The sequence below is a fragment of the Streptomyces sp. NPDC045470 genome, assembly GCF_040646595.1.
Lineage (GTDB): Bacteria > Actinomycetota > Actinomycetes > Streptomycetales > Streptomycetaceae > Streptomyces.
Map to the genome: position 1 here is coordinate 590,370 of NZ_JBEZAN010000003.1, position 19,318 is coordinate 609,687.

The window sequence follows — 19,318 nt, forward strand, 5'->3', positions numbered from 1 at the left end:
AAATCTTTCACGAGTAAAACACCTGTTAAGCTTTTGATATGGGGAAACATGCCAGACCGACGGGACAGCAGGCAGCGGCCCTCTCCGGAAGCGCCGGAGCGGTCCGCGCGCGCCCGCTGCCCCTCAGGAGCACGGTCCTGCTGCGCCGCCCCGTGGACATCTGGCACAAGCCCGCACTGAGTGCGGTCGTCGCCCTGGGCCTCCCCGAATTCGTCCTGTTCGCGCTGGGCCGCCTGGACCTGGTCCTGTACACCTCGGCCGGCGCGATGTGCGCCCTGTATGCGCACGGCCTGCCGTACGCGGCCCGCGCGCGCACGCTGGCATGGGTGGTGCTCGGCATGGTCGCCAGCCTCGGTGCCGCCCTGACCGCCGCCTCGCTCACCGCTTCGGTCCCGCTGCTCGTCCTGCTCGCCTCGTTGGTCGCCGCCGTGCACAAGACGGTCTGCGACGCGACGCGCGTCGGGCCGCCGGGAAACCTGATCTTCACCTTCATCTCGGCGTCCGCCTTCTTCGTGCCTCAGCGGATCGGCCAGGTGCCCTTCCATCTGTCACTGGCCCTGGGCGCCGGCGCGCTCGCCTGGCTGGTGTGCATGGCCCCCGCACTGGTCCGGCCGCGCGGGCCGGAGCGGATCGCCACGGCCCGCGCGCTGGAGGCCGCCGCGGCGCTGCTGCGCACCGGCCCGGAGTCCGGCGGCTCCCCCGCCGCACCGGACCGCGCCCGGCACGCCACCGCCGCCGCCGTGAACGCCGCCTGGCACACGCTCTTCCAGGTCCCGGGCCGCACCCCCGCCGCGGCCGCCGACCGCTCGGGGCTGGAGCGGCTGCTCGTACGGGCCGAGTCGGCCCTCGCCGCGAAGGCGGCCGACGAGGAGGAGGCCGAGCGCTGCACGGCGTGGGCGCGCGGCCTGCGCCGGGGCCGGGCCCTGCCGGAGGTCGCGCTCACCGGCGCACAGGCCGGTGAGCTGGCCGGGGTCGCCGCGGAGCACGCGGACCGCGAACGGGGCGCCGGCCACGGACGGGCCACGGACCGGGAGCCGCGCCGTCCCGCGCCCGGCCACCCGCACGGTGTCCGCGCCGTGCTCCACCGGCTGGCGCCCGGCTCACCGCTGCTGCCCATCGGCGCGCGGGTGGCCGTCGGCTGCGCGCTGGCGGGCTGGGGCTCGATGGCGGTCGGTGTCGGCCACCCGTACTGGGCCGTGGTCACCGCGGCCTCCATCTACCAGGCCAACACCACCCTCTCGTGGCAGCGGGCCCTCCAACGCACCATCGGCAACCTCCTCGGGCTGCTGCTCTTCACCGCGCTGCTGCCGGTCATCCACACCGGCCACCTCGCGATGATCCTGCTGGCGCTCACCTTCCAGTTCTGCGCGGAGGCGAGCATCACCCGCAACTACTGGCTCGGCTCGGTCTGGGTCACCCCGATGGCCTTGCTGCTGACCGAGTTCGGCAGTCACCTGCCGGCCCGGACGCTGGTCACCGACCGCTGGACCGACACCGTCGTGGGGGCGGCCGTGGGCCTGGCCTGCTGCGTCCTGGTCACCAACCGCCGCGCCGCCGACCGCATCGAAGCGGCACTGGACCGGGTGGCGGCCGCCGAGGCCGCCGCGCTCCGGCTGCTGGACGGCGACGGCCCGGAGGCCGCGGGAGCGGGCCAGGACCCGGCGGTACGGGAGGACGACGCGCGCGAGACGGGCTGGGCGCGCGACCGCCTGGCCGCCGGCCTGGTCGAGCTGCGGGAAGCGGTGGAGGTGTCGGCCGGCGAGTGGTGGCAGCGCGCCGTCCCCGAGGAGCGCGTCGCCCTGGCCGAGCGGCAGGGGCACCGCACGCTGGCCCGGCTCGTCCGCCGGCTGTCCGCTCCGGCACTGGCCGCGTAGCCGCGTACCCACGTACTCACCCAGCCGCGTGCCGCTCCCCCGCCTCCGCCCCGGCCCGTACCCGTACCGCCCCGCCCTGCCGCCGGGAGCGGCACCAGGCAGAATTGGCCGGGCGCGGCGCGGCGCGGGGCCCGTACGGCGGCCCGCGGCACGCCGTACGCGAATCAGGACGCCGACGGGGGCCGGGAGAGCCCGGGAAGTAGAGGTGCGCGTGACCGAGGACATCGTCGCGGGGGTGCTGCGGCAGTGGCAGCAGGTCCATCCGGGGCTGGACACCGGCCCGATGGCGGTGATCGGACGGCTCAACCGCTGCTCCGCGCTGCTCCAGCAGGCCGCCGACGCGCCGCTGCGGCGGGAGGGCCTGACCCGCCCGGAGTTCGACATCCTCGGAACGCTGCGGCGGATGGACCGCGAGCTGACGCCGGGCCGTATCGCGCGCGAGACGTTCGCCTCCGGAGCCGCGGTCACCAAACGGGTAAGGCAGTTGGAGACCCGCGGGCTGGTCGCGCGGCGGCCCGACGAGCGGGACCGGCGGGTCTCGCACCTCTCGCTCACCGACGAGGGCCGGGCGGTCATCGACCGGCTGCTGCCCGAGCAACTGCGCTACGAGGCCGGTCTGCTGGAGGGCATCGACGGCAAGCGGCGGACCGAACTGTCCGAGGGGCTGGCCGAGTTGCTGGTCCTGCTGGAGGGGCGACTCGGGAGCCTGCTGGACTGACGGCCCCGGGCGGGGAGGCGGCGGGGCGGAGAGGTCGGAGGGACCGGAGGGGCGAGCAGGACACCGAGCGGCACACCGGCCGCGTGCCGGCCGTACGCCCTCCGTACGGCCGGACGGACGTCACCCGTACGCCTTTCGTACGTCCGGCGTCCGTACGCCGTCTGGGCAGGGCGGGTGGCGCACCGGCCGTTCGCCCGGTGCCTCCCCGGGAACGCCCGAGGGCTGCGGAATGATGCGTTCCGTAGACGTGGGCGGAGACGGCTCCCAGGTGCCCGGCCGACGGACACCGCAGCGGTGCCGGTGCCGCGCGGGCGGAGGGAGGAGCGCCGGTTTGCCTGATCGCACGCCCTGCCCCGCGGGCGGCCGCCGGGAACGGCCCCGCGCCGCGGGCGGCCGCGGGCCTCCCGGGGCCCGTCCGCCCCGCCCGCCCGTCCACCGCCCGCCCCGTCGCCCGGCGACCCGCATTCCTGAGGCAGCGTCATGACTTCCCCCTTCGACGGTATGGCCGCGCTGCACGAGCGCAGCATCGACGAGCTGCCCTTCAGACGGCACATCGAAATGCCCTCCGTCCTCGCCGCGGCGGGCGGCGTCGAGGGGCGGCGGGTCCTGGACCTCGGCTGCGGCTCGGGGCACTACGCCCGCTTCTTCGCCCGTAACGGGGCCGGCCTGGTGCTCGGTGTCGACCGGTCGCCCGGGATGATCGCGCACGCCCGGCACCGGGAGGAGGTGGAGCCCCTCGGCGTGTCGTACCGCGTCCTCGACGCGGCGACCACCGACGCCCTGGACGGGGCCTTCGACGTGACCGTGGCCGTCTACGCGCTGTCCTACGCCGCCACCCCGGCGGCGCTCGCCCGGCTGTGCGCCGCCGCCCGCGACACGCTCGCCCCGGGCGGCCGCTTCGTGGCGGTCACGCTCAACCCGGACTTCGCGACGGTCCCCCACTACTACCGGCCCTACGGCTTCGACCTCACGGTGGCCGACGCCCACCTGCGGGACGGCGACCCCGTAGGGCTGCACGGCCGGGCCGAGGAGGAGACGTTCCAGGTGACCGCTTACCACTGGTCCCGCGAGGCGCTCGAACGGGCCCTGACGGAGGCGGGGTTCACCGGCATCGCCTGGCAGCTCCCGCGCACCGCCGCCGAGGGCAGCGCGTCACTGTTCGCGCGCTACCTGGCGGCGCCGCACGTCGTGGTGGTGTCGGCACGGGTGGCCTGAGACCGGGCGCGCGGGCCTCCGCACCCGCCCGCCGGGTGCGCGAGCGCCCCTCGGGCCGGCCCCGGGACCGGTCCGAGGGGCCGGTACGTCACGGCTCCAGGCGGGCGACGCGCCCGTCCTCCCCCGCCGCCCAGCAGCCGAAGTCGGCGGAGCAGTCGACGGTGTCGTACGAGCCGTCGTCGAAGGTGTACCAGGACCGGCCGCCGTCGAGCGTGACGTCACTGCCCGTCGGCCCGACGGCCAGGGCGACGCGCGTGGTGCGGGGGAACCAGGCCACCCCGGACCGGTAGCGCTTCGGCGGCCGGGCGGACGCCTGCCAGGACGCGCCGCCGTCCGCGCTCACCGCGGCGGCCCTGGGCGAGGGCCTGCCGGTCCGGTGGTCACCGCCGACCGCGAGCCCGTGCGTACGGTCGCGGAAGGCCAGGCCGAACACGCCGCGCGCCGGGTCGCCCGCCGGAACCGGCGTCTCGGAGACGGTCCAGCTTCGGCCGCGGTCCGGGGAGTGCAGGACGCGGCTCTTCGCCGCGCCGCCGGTGGCGAACCACGCGTCGTACGCGCCGGAGCTGACCAGGCACTGGCCGCCGGCCGCGAAGGACGCCTCGCCGGGCTGGGCGGGCGGCATGCCGCGGGTGGGCAGCACCCGCCAGTTCCGGCCGCCGTCGACGGTGGACAGGATGCGGTACGTCCCGTCGACGGGGTCGGCGAGCGCGATGCCGTGGCTGCTGTCGAAGAACGTCATGCAGTCGTAGAAGGCGCGCGGGTCGGTGTTGCGGAAACTCTCGGTCCAGGTGGCGCCGCCGTCGTCCGTACGGAAGACCCGGGACGCCGCGCCCTCGCCGGCCGACAGCACCACGGCGTGCCGCGCGTCGAACGCCTCGATGTCGCGGAATTCCAGCTTCCCGGCGCCCGGCGGCGAGACGTCCCGCCAGTGGTCGCCGCCGTCGCGGGTGCGCAGCACGGTCCCGCCGGTGCCCGCGACCCAGGCGGTACTGCGGCTGACGGCGGCCAGGCCGCGGAAGCGCGCGTCGCTGTCGCTGTCCTTCTCGTCCCAGCCGCCGCCCAGCACCCCGGACACCGTCAGCGGCCCCGCGGCGGGCCGTGCGGCGGCGGACGGCTGTGCCGATACGGGAGCCGCGCCCGCGACGCTGAGCACCGCGGCGCAGGCCACCGCCCACACCCCGCGCCCGCGTCTCCCGCGCCCCGGCTGTCCTGGCTGTCCCGGCTTCCCCATGACCCTCATGACGCTGGAAGCTAGCCCAGCCGGGACGCCCCGTCCAGACATTCCCGTACGCGCCTCGCCTCGCGCCGGCCCGGTGCCGCTCCTACTGTGCTGAACAGGGGGTGCGGAAGCAGCCGGGGGGCGAAGCGGGAGGAGACGGCGATGGACCGGCAGGAGATCCGCTCATGACCGCGCCGGCCCCGGTGACGGTGACCGACGACCGTGCCGCGAACCGCTACGAGGCCAGGCTCGGCGGTGAAGTGGCGGGCGTGGCGGCCTATCTGCGCGCCGAAGGGCTCATCGCCCTCGTGCACACCGAGGTCGACCCGGTGTACGAGGGCAACGGCATCGGTTCGGCGCTGACCCGGCACGCGCTGGACACGGCACGCGCGGACGGGCTGCGGGTGCTGGCCGTGTGCCCGTTCGTCGCGGGCTGGATGGAGCGGCACCCCGAGTACGGCGACCTCGCCTACGAGAACCGCAGCACGGTCACGGACTGAGGCCGGGGCGGCGTCAGCCGATACGGCAGATCCGCACCGGGCCCCAGTGCCGGCTCCAGCGGCAGTGCTCGGGCGGGGTCGGGCCGGTGGTGGGTGGGGGCGAGACCCTCGGAGTGGGCGAGACCCTCGGAACCGGTGTGCGGGTGGGTGTGGGTGTGGGCCGTGCCGTGGGGCCGCCGGTCGGTTCGGGCGTGGGGGTGGGCCCGCCGGTCGGTCCGGACGCCGTCGGGTCCGGAGTGGGGCTTGCCGCCGGTCCCGTGGGGGCCGGGGTGGAGCCGGGCCTGCCGGTCGCGGACGGCGCGGGCGCCTGCGGCCCCGAAGGCCCGGGAGCCGGCGAGGCGGTCGGCCCGCCCGCCCGGGGCACCGGCGGCGTACTCGCCGTGCCCCGCGCCGCCGGCGCCGACGGAACGGCAGGAGCGCCGGTGGGTACGGAGGTCGCCGACCGCTCCGCGGTGGCATCGGGCACCGCCCGGTCCGCGCCGTCGCCCGGTTGCGTGCCGCCCCCGGCCCCGTCCGGCACCGCTGCCGTCCGCCCGGCCGTCGGCGCCGCGTCGCCGCCGGTCAGGGCGATGCCCGCGGCGACCGCCACGCCCGCGACCACCGCGACGCCGACGCCCGCGGCGGTGGCGGCCACCGGCCCGGCCTGCCCGATCTGGCCGCGCAGCAGATGCCGCACGGACTTCTGTACGGCGGTGAGCGCTTTCTGTACGGACGTGGCCGCGCCGCTCCCGGCCGCGTGAGCGCCTCCGGCCGCGGCGGCCCCGGCCCCCGCGAGCGGCAGCAGGAACTTCGCCGAACCGCCCGCCAGGAGCACCAGCAGCGCGGGGCCGGTGAGCGCGGGCAGCCGGTCGTTGGCCCGGGTGAGCAGTGCCATCCGGGCCCGGCAGTCGGGGCAGTCCGCGAGGTGGCCGGTGACCCCGTCGGCCTGTTTCGCGGTGGCCTCGCCCCGTACGTACGCGGGCATCCGCTGCCAGTGCACCTCGCACGCCGGGTCGTCCGGGGTGCCGGGCACCGAGCCCAGGAACGCCTGCCGCATGCCCTCCCTGGCCCGGTGCAGCAGCACGGCCGTCGCGCCCTTGCCCGCCCCGATCGCCTTGCCGACCGCCTCCAGCGGCTGGTCCTCGGCCTCCGCCAGCCACAGCGCCGTCACCCAGCGCTGCGGGAGCCGTCCCATGACGCGGGCGAGCAGGTCGACGTAGGCGACGCGCTGCGCCGGGTCGGCGTGCTCGGCCGCCGGTCCGGTGCCGGCCCATGCCTGGCCGTCCTCGGGATCCTGCGGTATCTCCCGGGCGGCGGCCGCGCCGACGGCCGAGGCGAGGTGGCGGATGGTGGTGCGGAGGTAGGCCGGGACGTTGTCGATGCGGTGGCCGGACCGGATGCGGCGCCAGACCCGGAAGTGCGCCTCGGCGACGAGGTCCTCCGCGAGCCAGGCGCTGGTCGTCAGCGACCGTGCGTAGGCGACCAGGCGCGGGTGTTCGCGCTCGTAGAGCCGGGTGTAGTCGTCCGCCGCCGACGCCGGGGACCCTGCGGATGCTTCGGACATGAACGGCCAACCCCTGACGTGTCACCCCCAGCGCCGGAGTTGCGCCACGACCCCGGTCCGGCGCCCTGGTCCGGTCACAGGCTCTCCGTCGCGGGCAGACTCGTTCCGGTTCTGACGGCCTTGCTTGGATTTCGCAAGCCTAAGGAGCACATATCGCCGCAATCAAAAGTTCGTGACGCACCTCACGCGGCCATTCGGTGCACTGGCGTAATACGCGGCGCGTCTTACGGGTCGTAGAGGCAGAGACCCGTCCGCACGAGCATCCAGGGAGCCGGCGATGTCCCACGTCATCGACCAAGCCGTCCACGCCCGACTGATCGCGTCCGTGCCCCGGTCGCGGAAGGTCCCCGCCCGGCTGCGCTACGACAGCGAGGACCCGCTGGCGGTGCACGTCGTCTTCCCGCCGGTGGCGTCGCTGGACGGGGCGGAGGTCGGGTGGACCTTCGCGCGCGACCTGCTGGCGGACGGCCTGCGGGAGCCGTCCGGCCAGGGGGACGTGCACATCTGGCCGTGCGGCCCGGACCACACGATGCTGGAGTTCCACACCGCCGACGGTCTGGCCATGGTGCAGTTCCCGGCCCGTGACCTGCGCCGCTTCCTGATGCGGTCGTACGGCGTGGTGCCCCTGGGCAGCGAGGCCCGCCACCTCGACGTCGAGGGCGACCTCGCGGCCCTGCTGCGCGAGGCGTAGGCCGCCGGGTGCGGCCGGTCTGCCTCAGTCGCGCCCGAGCAGGGTGTCCAGTTCATCGTGCCGAGAGCGGTTCGCCGGGCGGGGGATTCCGCGTACCGGGAGTCTCCGTCCCGGCGACCGCTTGACTTCAAGTGCACTTCAACAGGAAGAGTGATCAGCGAAATATTCAGCACTCATCCCGAGGAGCCCCGTCATGCGCACCACCACGCTCGGCAGCACCGGACCCGAGATCGGCGTCATCGGCCTCGGATGCATGGGCATGACGCATGCCTACGACCCTGCCGGCCGCGACGAGGCGACGTCCGTCGGCGTCCTCCGGCAGGCGGTCGACCTCGGTGTGACGCTCGTCGACACCGCCGATGTCTACGGTCCGTACACCAACGAGGAGCTGGTGGGCCGGGCACTGGCGGGCGGCTACCGGGAGCGGGTGGTGCTGGCCACGAAGGTCGGACTGGAGTCCTCCCCGGGCAGGCCGGGTGATCACACCGCGCTGGTGCGCAACGGCCGCCCCGAGCACATCCGCCGCTCCATCGACGAGAGCCTGCGCCGCCTCCGCACCGACCACGTGGACCTGTACCAGCTGCACCGGGTGGACCCCGAGGTGCCGGTCGAGGAGAGCTGGGGCGCGCTGGCCGAGGCCGTCCAGGCGGGCAAGGCCCGGCACATCGGCCTGTCGGAGCCGACCGTCGAGGAGATCCGGCGCGCGCAGGCCGTGCACCCGGTCGCCTCCGTACAGTCCGAACTGTCGCTGTGGACCCGTGAGGCGCTGGACGAGGTCGTGCCCTACTGCGAAGCGCAGGGCATCGCCTTCCTGCCGTTCTCGCCGCTCGGCCGCGGCTTCCTGACCGGCAGCATCACCTCCTTCGACGAGCTGCCGCTGGACGACTTCCGCCGCCGGCTGCCGCGCTTCCAGCAGGACGCGCTCAAGGCCAACCTGGAGCTGGTGGGCAAGGTCCGCGCCATCGCCGGACAGCACGGCGCCTCCCCCGCGCAGGTCGCCCTCGCGTGGGTGCTCGCCCAGGGGCGGTACGTCGTCCCGATCCCCGGCACCAAGACCCCGAAGTACCTGGTGGACAACGCCGGTGCGGCGGACGTCACCCTGCCGCCCGCCGCGCTGGCCGAACTCGACGCGCTGCCGGCGGCCGAGGGCACGCGTCTCTGAGGCCGGCCTCCGGCACCACCGCGCGTTCGCTCGTTCGGGTCACACTGCGGCTCCGTCGGTGCCCGGACGGCACCGACGTGGGCATGTTCCCGGCGGGGGGCGGTGGTGGAGGGGCCGGGGAGGGGCATGGTGGAGACGGGGCGGCTGCCGTCGTTGACGGGCCTGCGGTTCTTCCTGGCGGCCTCGGTGCTGGCGACCCACCTCTGCACCGACGCGACGTTCTTCGCCGACGCCCGGCTGCGTACGGCGCTCCTTCCACTGGCCACCGTCGCGGCCTGTGCGGTCAGCGGCTTCTTCGTCCTGTCCGGGTTCGTGCTGACCTGGACGCACCGGCCGGGTGAACCGGCCGGTGCGTTCTGGCGCCGCCGCCTGTGGCGCATCGGCCCCGCGCATGTGCTGGGCTGGCTGGGGGCGGTGACGTTCGCCGTCCTGGCCGCGGACTCCGCGCTCCCGAACGGCCTGCCGCTGCGCTGCGACCCGGGGTTCGGCGCGGTCAGCCTCCTTCTCCTCCAGGGCTGGGCCCCGCACCTGGCGCTGAACGCGTGCTTCAACTCGCCCTCGTGGTCCATCTCCTGCGAGGTGTTCTTCTACGCGCTGTTCCCCTTGCTGATCGCCGCGGCGCGCCGTCTCCCGGCCAGGCGTCTCGGAGCGGCCTGGACGGTCCTGGCGGTCGCCGTCCTGTCCCTGCCCCTGCCCGCCCTGGCGGTCGGCGGCCCCGCCCTCGGCAGGGACATCCCCTTGTCGGCCGAGAGCGTCTGGCTGTGCTACTTCTTCCCTCCGGCGCGGCTGGCGGAGTTCGCGCTCGGCATCGTCACGGCGCGCCTGGTCCGCGCCGGCCGGTGGCCGCGGGTGCAGCGCACCGTGCTCCTGCCGGTCTGCGCCACGGCCGCCGCACTGACGCCGTTCCTTCCGGCGCCGTTCCGCTTCGGGGCCCTCGGAGCCGTGCCCCTGACCCTGGCGATCGCCCACTGGGCGCGTGCCGACGCCGGGGGCCGGCCCGGCCTGCTGGCCCGCCCGGCCCTGACCACCCTGGGCGAAGCCTCGTACGCCCTGTACATCCTCCACTGGCCCCTGCTGCTGACCGTCCGGCACCTGCTGGGCGAGGACCGCACCTTCACGACTCCCGTCGGGCTGGTTCTCGTCGCGGCCTGTGCCCTCCTGGCGCAGGGCACGGCCCTGCTGGCGCACCGGTTCGTCGAACGGCCGCTGGCCCGGCGTTTTTCCCGCCGCCGGAGCCCGGCGCCCTCGTCCCCCGCCGAACCGGCCGGGGTGCCTTCCGCCTGACGAGGGCTCACGTCGGCGCCGTATCGCGCCTCTGCCCGGAGGTACGGGCGACGCTCTGTCCCGGCCCGTCGAAGAGCTGGTCCAGTTGCCGGTCCAGGAGCTGGACGGCCTTCTCGGGGGTGTGGACGTCCAGCAGGATGTACGTCGAGAGTCCGTCGACCAGGCTGATCAGCACCATCGCCTCGTCGTCGGCGTTCCGGTCGGGCCGCACCTCGCCGCGTTCCATCGCCTGCCGCAGTTGGTCGGCGAAGAAGCCTCGCAGTTTGGGGATGCCGTCCCGGACATCGGTGCGCAGGGCCGGGTCGTGGACGGCCCGGTGGAAGTGGGCCACGCCCACCAGGAAGCCGATGCGGCTCTGCTCGTCCAGGGGCAGCATCCCCGTCAGGCAGGCGCGCAGGATGTCGCGCGGGGTGGGCTCGCCGTCCAGCGCCTCGATGCGTGCGCGGATGCGCTGCTGGGCGAGGGTCTCGATGTGGCGGAGCGCGAAGACGAGCAGTTCGTCCTTGGTGCGGAAGTAGTGCTGGAGCCGCCCGAGGGAGATGCCCGCCTCGGCGGCGACGTCCCGCAGGCTCGCGCCCTCCAGGCCCCGGGTGCTCGCGATCCGCCACAGCGCCTGGGAGATCTCCCGGCGCCGCGCTTCGTGGTCCACCTTCTTCGGCACGTGACCGTGGCCTCGCCTTCTTTTTACAAGTCGCTCGTACCGTTATAACGTACCGCTACTCAATACGATCGACTTGCCAAAGAACGGGGAACCCTCATGTCCGCATCCGCCACTCCCCTGCTGCGGCCGCCCCGCAACCGGGTCGATCCCCGCGCCCGCCGCTGGTGGACCGTCCAGGCGCTGCTGACGGTCAGCGGTCCGGTGCTGCTCACCGCGCTCGCCCTGGCGGTGTGCTCGGTGCTGTTCTTCCCCCGGGCCCTGCCCTGGCTCGCTCCGCTCCTGCTGGTCGTACTGGTCCTGCCGGCGCTCGGCTATCTGCTGGTCATGCCGCGATGGCGGTACTCCGTGCACGCCTGGGAGCTGGGCGGCCGCGCGGTGTACGCGGCGAGCGGCTGGTTCTGGCAGAAGCGGCGGATCGCGCCACTGTCGCGGGTGCAGACCGTGGACACCGTGCGCGGCCCGGTACAGCAGCGGTTCGGCCTCGCGACGGTCACCGTCACCACCGCCTCCACCGCAGGCGACGTGAAGATAGCCGGGCTGTCCGACGCGGACGCCGAGGAGCTGTCGCGGCGCATCGGCGAGGCCGCGCAGGCCGTGCCGGGTGATGCCGCATGACCGCCGCCACCTCTCCTGTCACCGACGCGCAGCCCCGGTGGCACCGGCTGGACCCGCGCACCCTCCTGGTGCACTGCGGCTGGCTGGCCGCACCGCTCGGCTCGCTCGCGCTGACCGCGCTGGCCACCGGCGGCCGGATCGGGACCGGCGCCTGGATCACGCTGGCCTCCATCGCGGCCGGCTTCGCGGTCCTCACCCTGATCGGGTCGGTCCGCTGGGCCCGTACGGACTACCGCGTCACCCACGACTCCTTCGAGGTGCGCAGCGGCGTGCTGACCCGGCGGCTGCGGTCCGTGCCGCTGCACCGCATCCGCACGGTCGACCTGACGGCCTCACCGCTGCACCGGCTGCTCGGCGTCACCGTCCTGCGGGCCGGTACCGCGGGCTCGGCGGACGGCAGCGGCGACCTCTCGCTGGAGGCGCTGACGGCGGCCGACGCGGAGCGGCTGCGGACCGTACTGCTCACCCGCGCCGACGTCCGGGCGACGGACGAGGATCCGCTCGTCGCCCGTATCAACTGGCGTTGGCTGCGCTACGCGCCGCTCACCTTCTGGGTGATCGGCGGGGTCTTCGCGGCGGCCGGCGGCGCCTACCGCGTCCTGGACGGCGCCGGTATCCAGCCGTGGAGGCTGAGCGTCGTGCGCGGCGCGTTCGACGAGTTCGGCGCCCGCGCGCTCTGGGTGACCATCCCGCTCGCGCTGCTGGCCGTCATCGCCCTCGGTACGGTCGGCGCGCTCGCCCTCTACGTCGAAGGGTGGTGGAAGTTCCGCCTCGAATGGACCGACGCGCGCACGCTGCGGGTGCACCGCGGCCTGCTCACCACCCGGTCGGTGACCATCGAGCGGGCCCGGCTGCGCGGTGTCGTCCTGCGGGAGCCGCTGCTGCTGCGGGCGGGGGGCGGGGCCACCGTCCGAGCGGTCGCGGGCGGCCTGGGCAACAAGGAGGAGAACCGCAAGCGCAGTGTGATCCTGCCGCCCGCGCCGCGTGCCGAGGCGATGCGCACCGCCTCGGGGACGCTTCGGGCCGGATTGTCCGACGCGGACCTCCGCGGGCATCCGCGAGCGGCCCTGCGCCGCCGCCGGATGCGCGGGCTGCTCTTCGCAACGGTCCCGGGCGCCCTCGCCCTCGCAACCTTGGGCGTCCTCCTGACGCCCGTACTGCTGCACTGCGCCTGGGTGTTCGCGCTGGTGTCGGTGCCGGTGGTGCTGTGGCTGGCCCGGGACGCGTACCGCAATCTGGGGCACGGGCTCGACGGGCGGCATCTGGTCGCGCGTTCCGGCACGTTCAGCCGGGACACCGTGGTGCTCCGGCGTGACGCGGTCGCGGCCTGGACGTTCTCCAGTACGCCGTTCAGCCGGCGGGCCGGTCTGGTGACCCTCACGGCCGCGGTCGCCGCGGGCGAGGACGGTTATCACCTACGCGACATCCCGGCGGACGACGCTCCGGCCCTGGCGGCGGCCGCGGCGCCCGGAATCCTGGAGGAGTTCCTGGCGCACGGTCCCGCGAAGTCCCGCGCGGACCGGCGCCGGAGCCGATCACAAACCCTTGTCAACCCACGCGTTACCCACCAACCATGACGACCTGGACATGACATAAATCACACCCCTGTCACGTGCACGGCTCGGGCGGGCACACCGTCCTACACGGTGAAAGCCATGTCCCGACCCGACAGCCGTAAGGGAGCAGCCGCGGTGCAGAGTGTCATCGACCAAGCCGTCCAGGTACGTCTCATCGCGACCGCGCCCGGCTCCCGGACCGTGCCCGCGGTGCTGCACTACCACCCGGCCGACCCGCTCGCGGTGCGGATCACCTTCCCGCCGGAGATCTCGCTGGACGGCGCCGCGGTCGACTGGGCCTTCGCCCGGGAACTCCTCGCCGAGGGCCTGCGGTCCCCGGCGGGCAGCGGCGACGTCCGGGTGCGCCCGGTGGGCCGGGGCCGCACGGTGCTGGAGTTCCACGTCGAGGACGGTGTCGCGATGGTGCAGGTCGACACCGCCGAGCTGAGCCGCTTCCTGGACCGTACGTACCAGGCCGTGCCGGCGGGCCGGGAACTCCTCGACGTGGACCGCGGCCTCGCGGAGCTGCTCGGCGACGTGTGAGGGACGGCGTCGGGGCCCCGGCCCGCCCGACGGGTGAGGAGCGGCACCCGGGCCCCGGCCCGCCCGGGGCCCCGACGCCGCTTCCCGCCACGCGTCAGCGCTTCGGGAACCCGAACCCGTACCCCTGCTGCTTCATCCACGGCAGCAGCCGGTCCAGCGCCGCGACCGTCTGGCTGCGGTCGCCGCCGCCGTCGTGGAAGAGGACGGTCGGCCCGTTGCGCAGTTCCCGGCGCACCGTGCGCACGATCGCGTCGGTGCCCGGCCGCTCGAAGTCCTTGCTGTCCACGTTCCAGCCGAGCGGGCGCATCCCGTGCTCCGCGGCCAGCTTCCTGCTGTACGGGGTGAACGCGCCGCCCGGCGCCCGGTAGTAGTCGACCCGCGGGCCGCCGGCCGCCTTCTCGATCATCTGCTGGGCGTCGACTATCTGCTGCGACTGGTACGTCTCGGGCCGGTGGTCCATGCCGGTGTTGTGGCTGATGGTGTGGTCGCAGAGCTTGTGGCCGGCCGCCGCCACCTGCTTGACCAGGTCCGGGTGGGCCGCCGCCTGCGGACCGATCATGCAGAAGGTGGCCTTGACGTCGTACTTCTTGAGCGTGGCCAGCACCTTGGGGGTCCAGACCGGGTCCGGGCCGTCGTCGATGGTGATGTTGAGGCTCTTGCCGGGCCGGTCGGAGGCGTGCACGATGCTCGGGTCGACCGGGGCGGGCCTGGCCTGCTCGGTGGTGTCCGCGTGCGCCTCCGAGGTGGCGCTCGACTGCCCGAACGTCAGATAGCCGGCCACCCCGAGCGACGCCACCGCCACCGCGGCTCCCCCGATGATGCCGCTCCGCCTGCCGTGCCGTGCCATTGCGAATCCCGTCCCTCACTGCCGTGCGCGGACCACCGCGGACCCGGGTACGGACGCCTCCGTCGGCGCCGTACGCTTCCCCCTGCGGTGCGCTCGCGCGATCACTGCCTTGCATCACGACAGATGCGAAGAATTGCGGTCAGGATCCGCCTGTTACCGATCCATCATGAAACTTATTGATACTGGTGCCATGCCCCGAGTACTTCTGATCGAGGACGACGCCGCCGTGCGCGACGGAGTCACCCTCGCGCTGCGCCGGCGCGGCCACGAGGTGGCGGCCGCGGCCAGCGGCGAGGACGGCCTGGACCTCCTCCCCGCCTTCCGCCCCGACATCGTGCTGCTGGACCTGATGCTCCCGGGCAAGGACGGCTTCGAGGTCTGCAGACGCATCCGCGCCGACCGCCAGCTCCCGATCATCATGCTCACCGCCCGGGGCGACGACCTCGACGTGGTCCTCGGCCTGGAGGCGGGCGCCGACGACTACATCGTCAAGCCCGCGCGCGGCGAAGTACTGGAGGCCCGCATCCGCGCGGTGCTGCGGCGTACCGCACTGCCCGCCGACGGGGACGCCGCCGGACCCGCCGAGCCGGGCCCGGCCCCCGTGGAGACCTACGGCGAACTGGCCGTCGACCGGGCCGGGCTCGTCGTCTCCAAGGGCGGCACCGACCTCCCGCTGGCCCCTTCCGAGATGAAACTGCTGCTGTTCCTGTCCGCGACCCCCGGCCAGGTCTTCAGCCGCCAGCAGCTTCTGGAACACGTCTGGGAGCACAGCTACCACGGGGACGCGCGCCTGGTGGACGCGTGCGTGATGCGGCTGCGCACGAAGATCGAGGACACCCCGCGCACCCCTCGGTACGTCCAGACCGTACGCGGCTTCGGCTACCGTTTCGGCCCCCTGTGAAGCGTCCCCGGCCCGCCGGCCGCCCGCGCCGCACCACGCTGACCCGCTCCCTGCCGCGCGGGCTGCGGGCCCGGCTCGTCGTCGCGTTCCTGCTGGTCGCCGCGGTCAGCGCGCTCACCACCGCCGCGCTGACCTACCGCGAGGCCCGCAACGCCATCCTCCAGCGCTCGCAGGACACCGCGATCAAGGACCTGCGGGGGCAGGTCAACTCGCTGGCGCCCGACCTCGCCGTACCGCCGACCCGTGCGGATGTCGACGAGTTCACCCGGCAGCTCGACCGCTCCGGCAAGGCCCGGGACTGGGACGTCTACGTCCAGTACAAGGGCGTGGCGGAGAACGACCGGGACCAGCTCCGCCACCCCGTCATCGTCCCCGACGAGCTGCGGGAGTCCGTCGAGACCCGGCATGTGACGGCGTTCCAGCGGGTGGACCGGGACGGCGATCCCTGGCTGCTGATCGGCATGCCGGTGATGCAGTCGCAGACCGAGACCCGTACGGCGTCCCCGCTGTCCGTCTACGCCCAGCTCCCGCTGCGCGCGGAAGAGGCCAACGTCGAGGCGCTGGTGAGTGCCGCGCAGCGGGGCGCCCTGCCGGTGCTCGGGCTGGCCGTGGTCCCGGCGCTGCTCGCGGCCCGCGGTGTGCTGCGGCCGGTGCGCGGTCTGCGGCAGGCCGCCGGGCGGATCGCCGAGGGCAAGCTGGAGACCCGGCTGGAGGTCAAGGGCGCCGACGAGCTGGCCGACCTGTCCCGGACGTTCAACGACATGGCCGCCAAGCTGGAGGAGAGCGTCGCCGACCTGCGCCGGATGGAGGCCAACGCGCGGCGGTTCGCGGCCGACGTCTCGCACGAGCTGCGCACCCCGCTCGCCGCGATGACCGCCGTCACCGACGTGCTCGACGAGGACGCCGACGCCCTCGACCCCGACACCGCCTCCGCCGTCCGGCTGATCAGCCAGGAGACCGGCAAGCTGGCCCGGATGGTGGAGGACCTCATGGAGGTCTCGCGCTTCGACGCCGGGGCCGCCGCGCTGCACCTGGACGAGGTGGACGTCGCCGAGACGATCCGCAAGACGCTCCAGGCCAGGGCCTGGCAGGGCCGGGTGGGCACCGAACTGCCGGACGGCGTACGGGCGCGCCTGGACCCGCGGCGGCTGGACGTCGTGGTGGCCAACCTGGTCGGCAACGCGCTGCACCACGGCGGGGAGCCGGTACGGGTGCTGCTGCGGGCGCCGGACCCGGGCGACGGCCGACTGGTGATCCGCATCACGGACAGCGGGCCCGGCATCGACCCCGAGGTGCTCCCGCACGTCTTCGACCGCTTCTACAAGGCGGACTCGGCACGCGCCCGTTCCGAGGGCAGCGGGCTGGGTCTGGCGATCGCGATGGAGAACGTACGACTGCACGGCGGGACCATGCAGGCCGCCAACCATCCCGACGGCGGCGCGGTGTTCACCGTGGAACTGCCGCTGCCCGAGCAGGAGACAGGCTCCGCCGCCGAAGCCCGGGAGGCGGCCGGAGAACCCGGCCGGGCGCCCGCGGACCGTACGGAGAACGGCCCCGCCGGAACGGACGGCGGTCAGGACACGGCGGGCGGCAGTGACGACCCGGCGAAGAGCCCGGCGGCCGCGCCGGCCGGGAAGGCGGACCAGACGTGAGCGTGCCGAACTCCGCGCGGACCCGGCTGACCCGGCGGATCACGCTGGGCGGACTGCTGGCGGGTGTGCTGGGCGCCCTGTCGGCAGGCGCCCTCGCCGGCTGCGGCATCGCGCCGACCGGGGTGATCGACGCGGGCGAGCCCGCCCACGGTCTCAAGGCGCCGGGCAAGCCCGCGCCCGACGTCCAGCTGTACTTCCTCGGTCCGACCGGTCTGCGTCCCGCGAGCCGCCCGGCGACCGCGCCGGTCGGCCCCGAGGAGGCGATCAACCTGCTGCTGAAGGGCCCCAACGACGCCGAACGGCAGCGCGGCCTCACCAACGTGCTGCCCGTGCTCCCGGGGCCGGTCACCGCCGAGACGGAGGACGGCCGGGTCACCGTCCATGTACCCATGAACGCCAAGCGGCTCGACACCCCGTCCGTGAGCCAGTTGGTGTGCACCGCCGCCAACGCCTCCGTTCCCGGCAGCCGCGGCCCGTCGGACGTCCTGGTGACCCTGGTGGGCGGCAGCGTGCAGGTCGGTCCGATGGTGTGCGGCGGCACCAACGCCTTCCCGTTCATCCAGCCCAGCCCTTCCAGCGCCCAGCCGGACTGACGCCCGCCCGGCCCGCCCGCCGCGCTGACGCCCGCCCCCGCTTGCCCTACGATCACTACCCACAAGTAGGGGCACGGGGCGGGACGTTGAGCATCGAGAGGGCGGGCTCGGATGACCGGCGCAGGAGTGTACGGCCGACTGTACGACTACGTCGTCGTCGGCGCCGGGTCAGCGGGCTGTGTGCTCGCGGCCCGGCTGTCCGAGGACCCGACGGTACGGGTGGCGCTGGTGGAGGCCGGCGGGCCGGACCGCAGACAGGAGGTCCGCGTCCCGGCGGCGTTCCCCCAGCTCTTCCGCACGCCGTACGACTGGAACTTCACCACGGCACCCCAGACGGGCCTGCACGGTCGCGAGCTGTACTGGCCACGCGGCCGGACCCTGGGCGGCTCCTCGTCGCTCAACGCGATGATGTGGGTGCGCGGGCACCGCGCCGACTACGACGGCTGGGCCGAGTCGGCGGGCGAGGAGTGGTCCTGGGACGAGGTGGCCCGCTACTTCCGGCGCGCCGAACGCTGGGCCGGGCCGCCCGGCGGGACGGCGTACGGTACCGCGGGCCCGCTGTGGATCTCCCCCGCACGCAGCTTCCACCCTCTGACCGGCGCCTTCCTCGACGCCTGCGAGGAGGCGGGCCTGCCGCGGCGCGCCGGACCCGACGGCCCGGGCCACAGCGGCTGCGCGCCCACTCCGCTCAACCAGCGGCGCGGGCGCCGGTGGAGCGCCGCCGACGGCTATCTGCGCCCGGCGCTGCGCCGCGCCAACCTGCGGGTCGTCACCGGGCAGCAGGCCCGCCGGGTGCTGTTCGAGGACGGCCGGGCGTACGGGGTCGAGTTGCCCGGTGGCGTCCTGCGGGCCCGGCGCGAGGTCGTCCTGAGCGCCGGCGCCGTCGGCTCACCGCAACTGCTGCTGCGCTCCGGCATCGGCGACACCGGCCACCTGGCGGACGCCGGGATCGAGCCGGTGGCCGAGCTGCCCGCCGTGGGCCGCCACCTCCAGGACCACCTGTCCGTACCGGTCCTGATGCGCACCGCGCTGCCCCGCACGCTCACCGGCGCCGACACCCCGGCCAACATCGCGCGCTACCTGCTGTCCCGGCGCGGCCCGCTGACCTCCAACATCGGCGAGGCCGTCGCGTTCCTGCGCAGCACCGGCGGGCTCACCGCGCCGGACCTGGAGCTGATCTTCGCGCCGGTCCCGTTCGTCCGGCACGGCTTGGAGGCGCCGGCCGAGCACGGCGTCACCATCGGGATCGTCCTGCTGCAACCGGAGAGCCGCGGCCGGATCACGCTGGGCGGGCCGGGCCCGGACGCCCCGCCGGTCATCGACCCCGGCTATCTGACGTCCGAGGCGGATCTGCGGCGGCTGCTGGCCGGGGTGCGCTTCGCCGAGCGGCTGTACGGGACGCGGGCGCTGGCCCCGCACGTCACCGGGCCGCTGGAACCGTGGCCCGGAGAACAGGACGACGAGGCCGCCGCGGAGACGGTGCGCGCCCTCGCGGAAACGCTCTACCACCCGGTGGGCACCTGCCGGATGGGCACCGGCGACGACACCGTGACCGACCCCCGGCTGCGGGTGCGCGGGGTGACGGGACTGCGCGTCGCGGACGCCTCGGTGATGCCGGCCGTCACCCGCGGCCACACCCACGCGCCCACGGTGATGATCGCCGAACGGGCCGCGGACCTGCTGCGCGCCGCCCAGCCGGTGGCGGAGCCCGGGTCCTGAGCGCGTACATGCGCGATCCGGTGGA

At 74.7% G+C, this 19,318-nt stretch carries 18 protein-coding genes; 14 read left to right on the forward strand and 4 right to left on the reverse strand.

Annotated features, from left to right (window positions below; translation table 11 throughout):
- The first annotated feature begins 38 nt into the window (after nt 1-38).
- The 3 genes from AB0A97_RS12905 to AB0A97_RS12915 all read left to right on the forward strand — a co-directional run bounded on the left by AB0A97_RS12905 (nt 39) and on the right by AB0A97_RS12915 (nt 3,807).
- On the forward strand, nt 39-1,874 hold the full coding sequence (locus AB0A97_RS12905) for an FUSC family protein (protein ID WP_361148297.1): 1,836 nt from the start codon (nt 39-41) through the stop codon (nt 1,872-1,874).
- A gap of 211 nt (nt 1,875-2,085) precedes the next feature.
- Nucleotides 2,086-2,592: a MarR family transcriptional regulator gene (locus AB0A97_RS12910; RefSeq protein WP_031002500.1), complete on the forward strand. Its 507-nt coding sequence runs from the start codon at nt 2,086-2,088 to the stop codon at nt 2,590-2,592.
- Between the two features lie 480 nt (nt 2,593-3,072).
- A complete protein-coding gene (locus AB0A97_RS12915; protein WP_361148299.1) occupies nt 3,073-3,807 on the forward strand; it encodes a class I SAM-dependent methyltransferase in 735 nt (244 codons plus the stop codon).
- A gap of 88 nt (nt 3,808-3,895) precedes the next feature.
- Here the strand turns inward: AB0A97_RS12915 and AB0A97_RS12920 are convergent, their stop codons facing one another.
- Nucleotides 3,896-5,038, reverse strand: coding sequence for an oxidoreductase (locus AB0A97_RS12920; RefSeq protein WP_361148802.1), 1,143 nt, complete (start codon nt 5,036-5,038; stop codon nt 3,896-3,898).
- A 173-nt stretch (nt 5,039-5,211) separates the two neighbouring features.
- Here AB0A97_RS12920 and AB0A97_RS12925 point away from each other — a divergent pair, with 173 nt between their 5' ends.
- Nucleotides 5,212-5,526 (forward strand): GNAT family N-acetyltransferase, encoded by a 315-nt coding sequence (locus tag AB0A97_RS12925; RefSeq protein WP_361148301.1) that lies wholly within the window; start codon nt 5,212-5,214, stop codon nt 5,524-5,526.
- 13 nt (nt 5,527-5,539) lie between these two features.
- Here the strand turns inward: AB0A97_RS12925 and AB0A97_RS12930 are convergent, their stop codons facing one another.
- The gene (locus AB0A97_RS12930; protein ID WP_361148303.1) at nt 5,540-7,069 is read right to left on the reverse strand and encodes a sigma factor; all 1,530 of its coding nucleotides are present in this window, start codon (nt 7,067-7,069) and stop codon (nt 5,540-5,542) included.
- 277 nt (nt 7,070-7,346) lie between these two features.
- On the opposite strand from AB0A97_RS12930, the gene AB0A97_RS12935 reads away from it, so the two are divergent.
- The 3 genes from AB0A97_RS12935 (at nt 7,347) to AB0A97_RS12945 (ending at nt 10,206) form a co-directional block, all read left to right on the forward strand.
- On the forward strand, nt 7,347-7,760 hold the full coding sequence (locus AB0A97_RS12935) for an SsgA family sporulation/cell division regulator (RefSeq protein ID WP_361148305.1): 414 nt from the start codon (nt 7,347-7,349) through the stop codon (nt 7,758-7,760).
- A gap of 193 nt (nt 7,761-7,953) precedes the next feature.
- Nucleotides 7,954-8,922, forward strand: coding sequence for an aldo/keto reductase (locus tag AB0A97_RS12940; RefSeq protein WP_361148307.1), 969 nt, complete (start codon nt 7,954-7,956; stop codon nt 8,920-8,922).
- 126 nt (nt 8,923-9,048) lie between these two features.
- A complete protein-coding gene (locus AB0A97_RS12945) occupies nt 9,049-10,206 on the forward strand; it encodes an acyltransferase (RefSeq protein WP_361148308.1) in 1,158 nt (385 codons plus the stop codon).
- A gap of 7 nt (nt 10,207-10,213) precedes the next feature.
- On the opposite strand, the gene AB0A97_RS12950 is transcribed toward AB0A97_RS12945, so the two are convergent.
- On the reverse strand, nt 10,214-10,867 hold the full coding sequence (locus tag AB0A97_RS12950; RefSeq protein ID WP_361148310.1) for a TetR/AcrR family transcriptional regulator: 654 nt from the start codon (nt 10,865-10,867) through the stop codon (nt 10,214-10,216).
- 96 nt (nt 10,868-10,963) lie between these two features.
- Here AB0A97_RS12950 and AB0A97_RS12955 point away from each other — a divergent pair, with 96 nt between their 5' ends.
- From AB0A97_RS12955 to AB0A97_RS12965, 3 genes are all read left to right on the forward strand, one after another.
- A complete protein-coding gene (locus AB0A97_RS12955) occupies nt 10,964-11,482 on the forward strand; it encodes a PH domain-containing protein (RefSeq protein WP_361148312.1) in 519 nt (172 codons plus the stop codon).
- A complete protein-coding gene (locus AB0A97_RS12960; protein WP_361148313.1) occupies nt 11,479-13,059 on the forward strand; it encodes a PH domain-containing protein in 1,581 nt (526 codons plus the stop codon). The genes AB0A97_RS12955 and AB0A97_RS12960 overlap by 4 nt, the downstream gene beginning before the upstream one ends.
- A gap of 114 nt (nt 13,060-13,173) precedes the next feature.
- Nucleotides 13,174-13,581 carry an SsgA family sporulation/cell division regulator gene (locus tag AB0A97_RS12965; protein ID WP_030021750.1) on the forward strand — a complete coding sequence of 136 codons (408 nt, stop codon included), beginning with the start codon at nt 13,174-13,176 and terminating at the stop codon, nt 13,579-13,581.
- A 94-nt stretch (nt 13,582-13,675) separates the two neighbouring features.
- Here the strand turns inward: AB0A97_RS12965 and AB0A97_RS12970 are convergent, their stop codons facing one another.
- On the reverse strand, nt 13,676-14,428 hold the full coding sequence (locus tag AB0A97_RS12970; protein ID WP_361148315.1) for a polysaccharide deacetylase family protein: 753 nt from the start codon (nt 14,426-14,428) through the stop codon (nt 13,676-13,678).
- Nucleotides 14,429-14,618: 190 nt separating this feature from the next.
- On the opposite strand from AB0A97_RS12970, the gene AB0A97_RS12975 reads away from it, so the two are divergent.
- From AB0A97_RS12975 to AB0A97_RS12990, 4 genes are all read left to right on the forward strand, one after another.
- Nucleotides 14,619-15,329, forward strand: coding sequence for a response regulator transcription factor (locus tag AB0A97_RS12975; protein ID WP_361148317.1), 711 nt, complete (start codon nt 14,619-14,621; stop codon nt 15,327-15,329).
- Nucleotides 15,326-16,981 carry a HAMP domain-containing sensor histidine kinase gene (locus AB0A97_RS12980; protein ID WP_361148319.1) on the forward strand — a complete coding sequence of 552 codons (1,656 nt, stop codon included), beginning with the start codon at nt 15,326-15,328 and terminating at the stop codon, nt 16,979-16,981. Before AB0A97_RS12975 ends, AB0A97_RS12980 begins: the two co-directional genes overlap by 4 nt.
- A complete protein-coding gene (locus AB0A97_RS12985) occupies nt 16,978-17,574 on the forward strand; it encodes a hypothetical protein (protein ID WP_361148321.1) in 597 nt (198 codons plus the stop codon). The genes AB0A97_RS12980 and AB0A97_RS12985 overlap by 4 nt, the downstream gene beginning before the upstream one ends.
- Nucleotides 17,575-17,685: 111 nt before the next feature.
- Nucleotides 17,686-19,293, forward strand: coding sequence for a GMC family oxidoreductase N-terminal domain-containing protein (locus AB0A97_RS12990; RefSeq protein ID WP_361148323.1), 1,608 nt, complete (start codon nt 17,686-17,688; stop codon nt 19,291-19,293).
- The last annotated feature ends 25 nt before the right edge of the window (nt 19,294-19,318 follow it).

Coding starts and splice junctions, on each gene's coding strand:
- AB0A97_RS12905 (WP_361148297.1), top strand. CDS start 39: ATGGGGAAACATGCCAGACCGACGGGACAGCAGGCAGCGGCCCTCTCC.
- AB0A97_RS12960 (WP_361148313.1), top strand. CDS start 11,479: ATGACCGCCGCCACCTCTCCTGTCACCGACGCGCAGCCCCGGTGGCAC.
- AB0A97_RS12955 (WP_361148312.1), top strand. CDS start 10,964: ATGTCCGCATCCGCCACTCCCCTGCTGCGGCCGCCCCGCAACCGGGTC.
- AB0A97_RS12935 (WP_361148305.1), top strand. CDS start 7,347: ATGTCCCACGTCATCGACCAAGCCGTCCACGCCCGACTGATCGCGTCC.
- AB0A97_RS12990 (WP_361148323.1), top strand. CDS start 17,686: ATGACCGGCGCAGGAGTGTACGGCCGACTGTACGACTACGTCGTCGTC.
- AB0A97_RS12970 (WP_361148315.1), bottom strand. CDS start 14,428: ATGGCACGGCACGGCAGGCGGAGCGGCATCATCGGGGGAGCCGCGGTG.
- AB0A97_RS12945 (WP_361148308.1), top strand. CDS start 9,049: ATGGTGGAGACGGGGCGGCTGCCGTCGTTGACGGGCCTGCGGTTCTTC.
- AB0A97_RS12915 (WP_361148299.1), top strand. CDS start 3,073: ATGACTTCCCCCTTCGACGGTATGGCCGCGCTGCACGAGCGCAGCATC.
- AB0A97_RS12975 (WP_361148317.1), top strand. CDS start 14,619: ATGCCCCGAGTACTTCTGATCGAGGACGACGCCGCCGTGCGCGACGGA.
- AB0A97_RS12925 (WP_361148301.1), top strand. CDS start 5,212: ATGACCGCGCCGGCCCCGGTGACGGTGACCGACGACCGTGCCGCGAAC.
- AB0A97_RS12920 (WP_361148802.1), bottom strand. CDS start 5,038: ATGGGGAAGCCGGGACAGCCAGGACAGCCGGGGCGCGGGAGACGCGGG.
- AB0A97_RS12940 (WP_361148307.1), top strand. CDS start 7,954: ATGCGCACCACCACGCTCGGCAGCACCGGACCCGAGATCGGCGTCATC.
- AB0A97_RS12930 (WP_361148303.1), bottom strand. CDS start 7,069: ATGTCCGAAGCATCCGCAGGGTCCCCGGCGTCGGCGGCGGACGACTAC.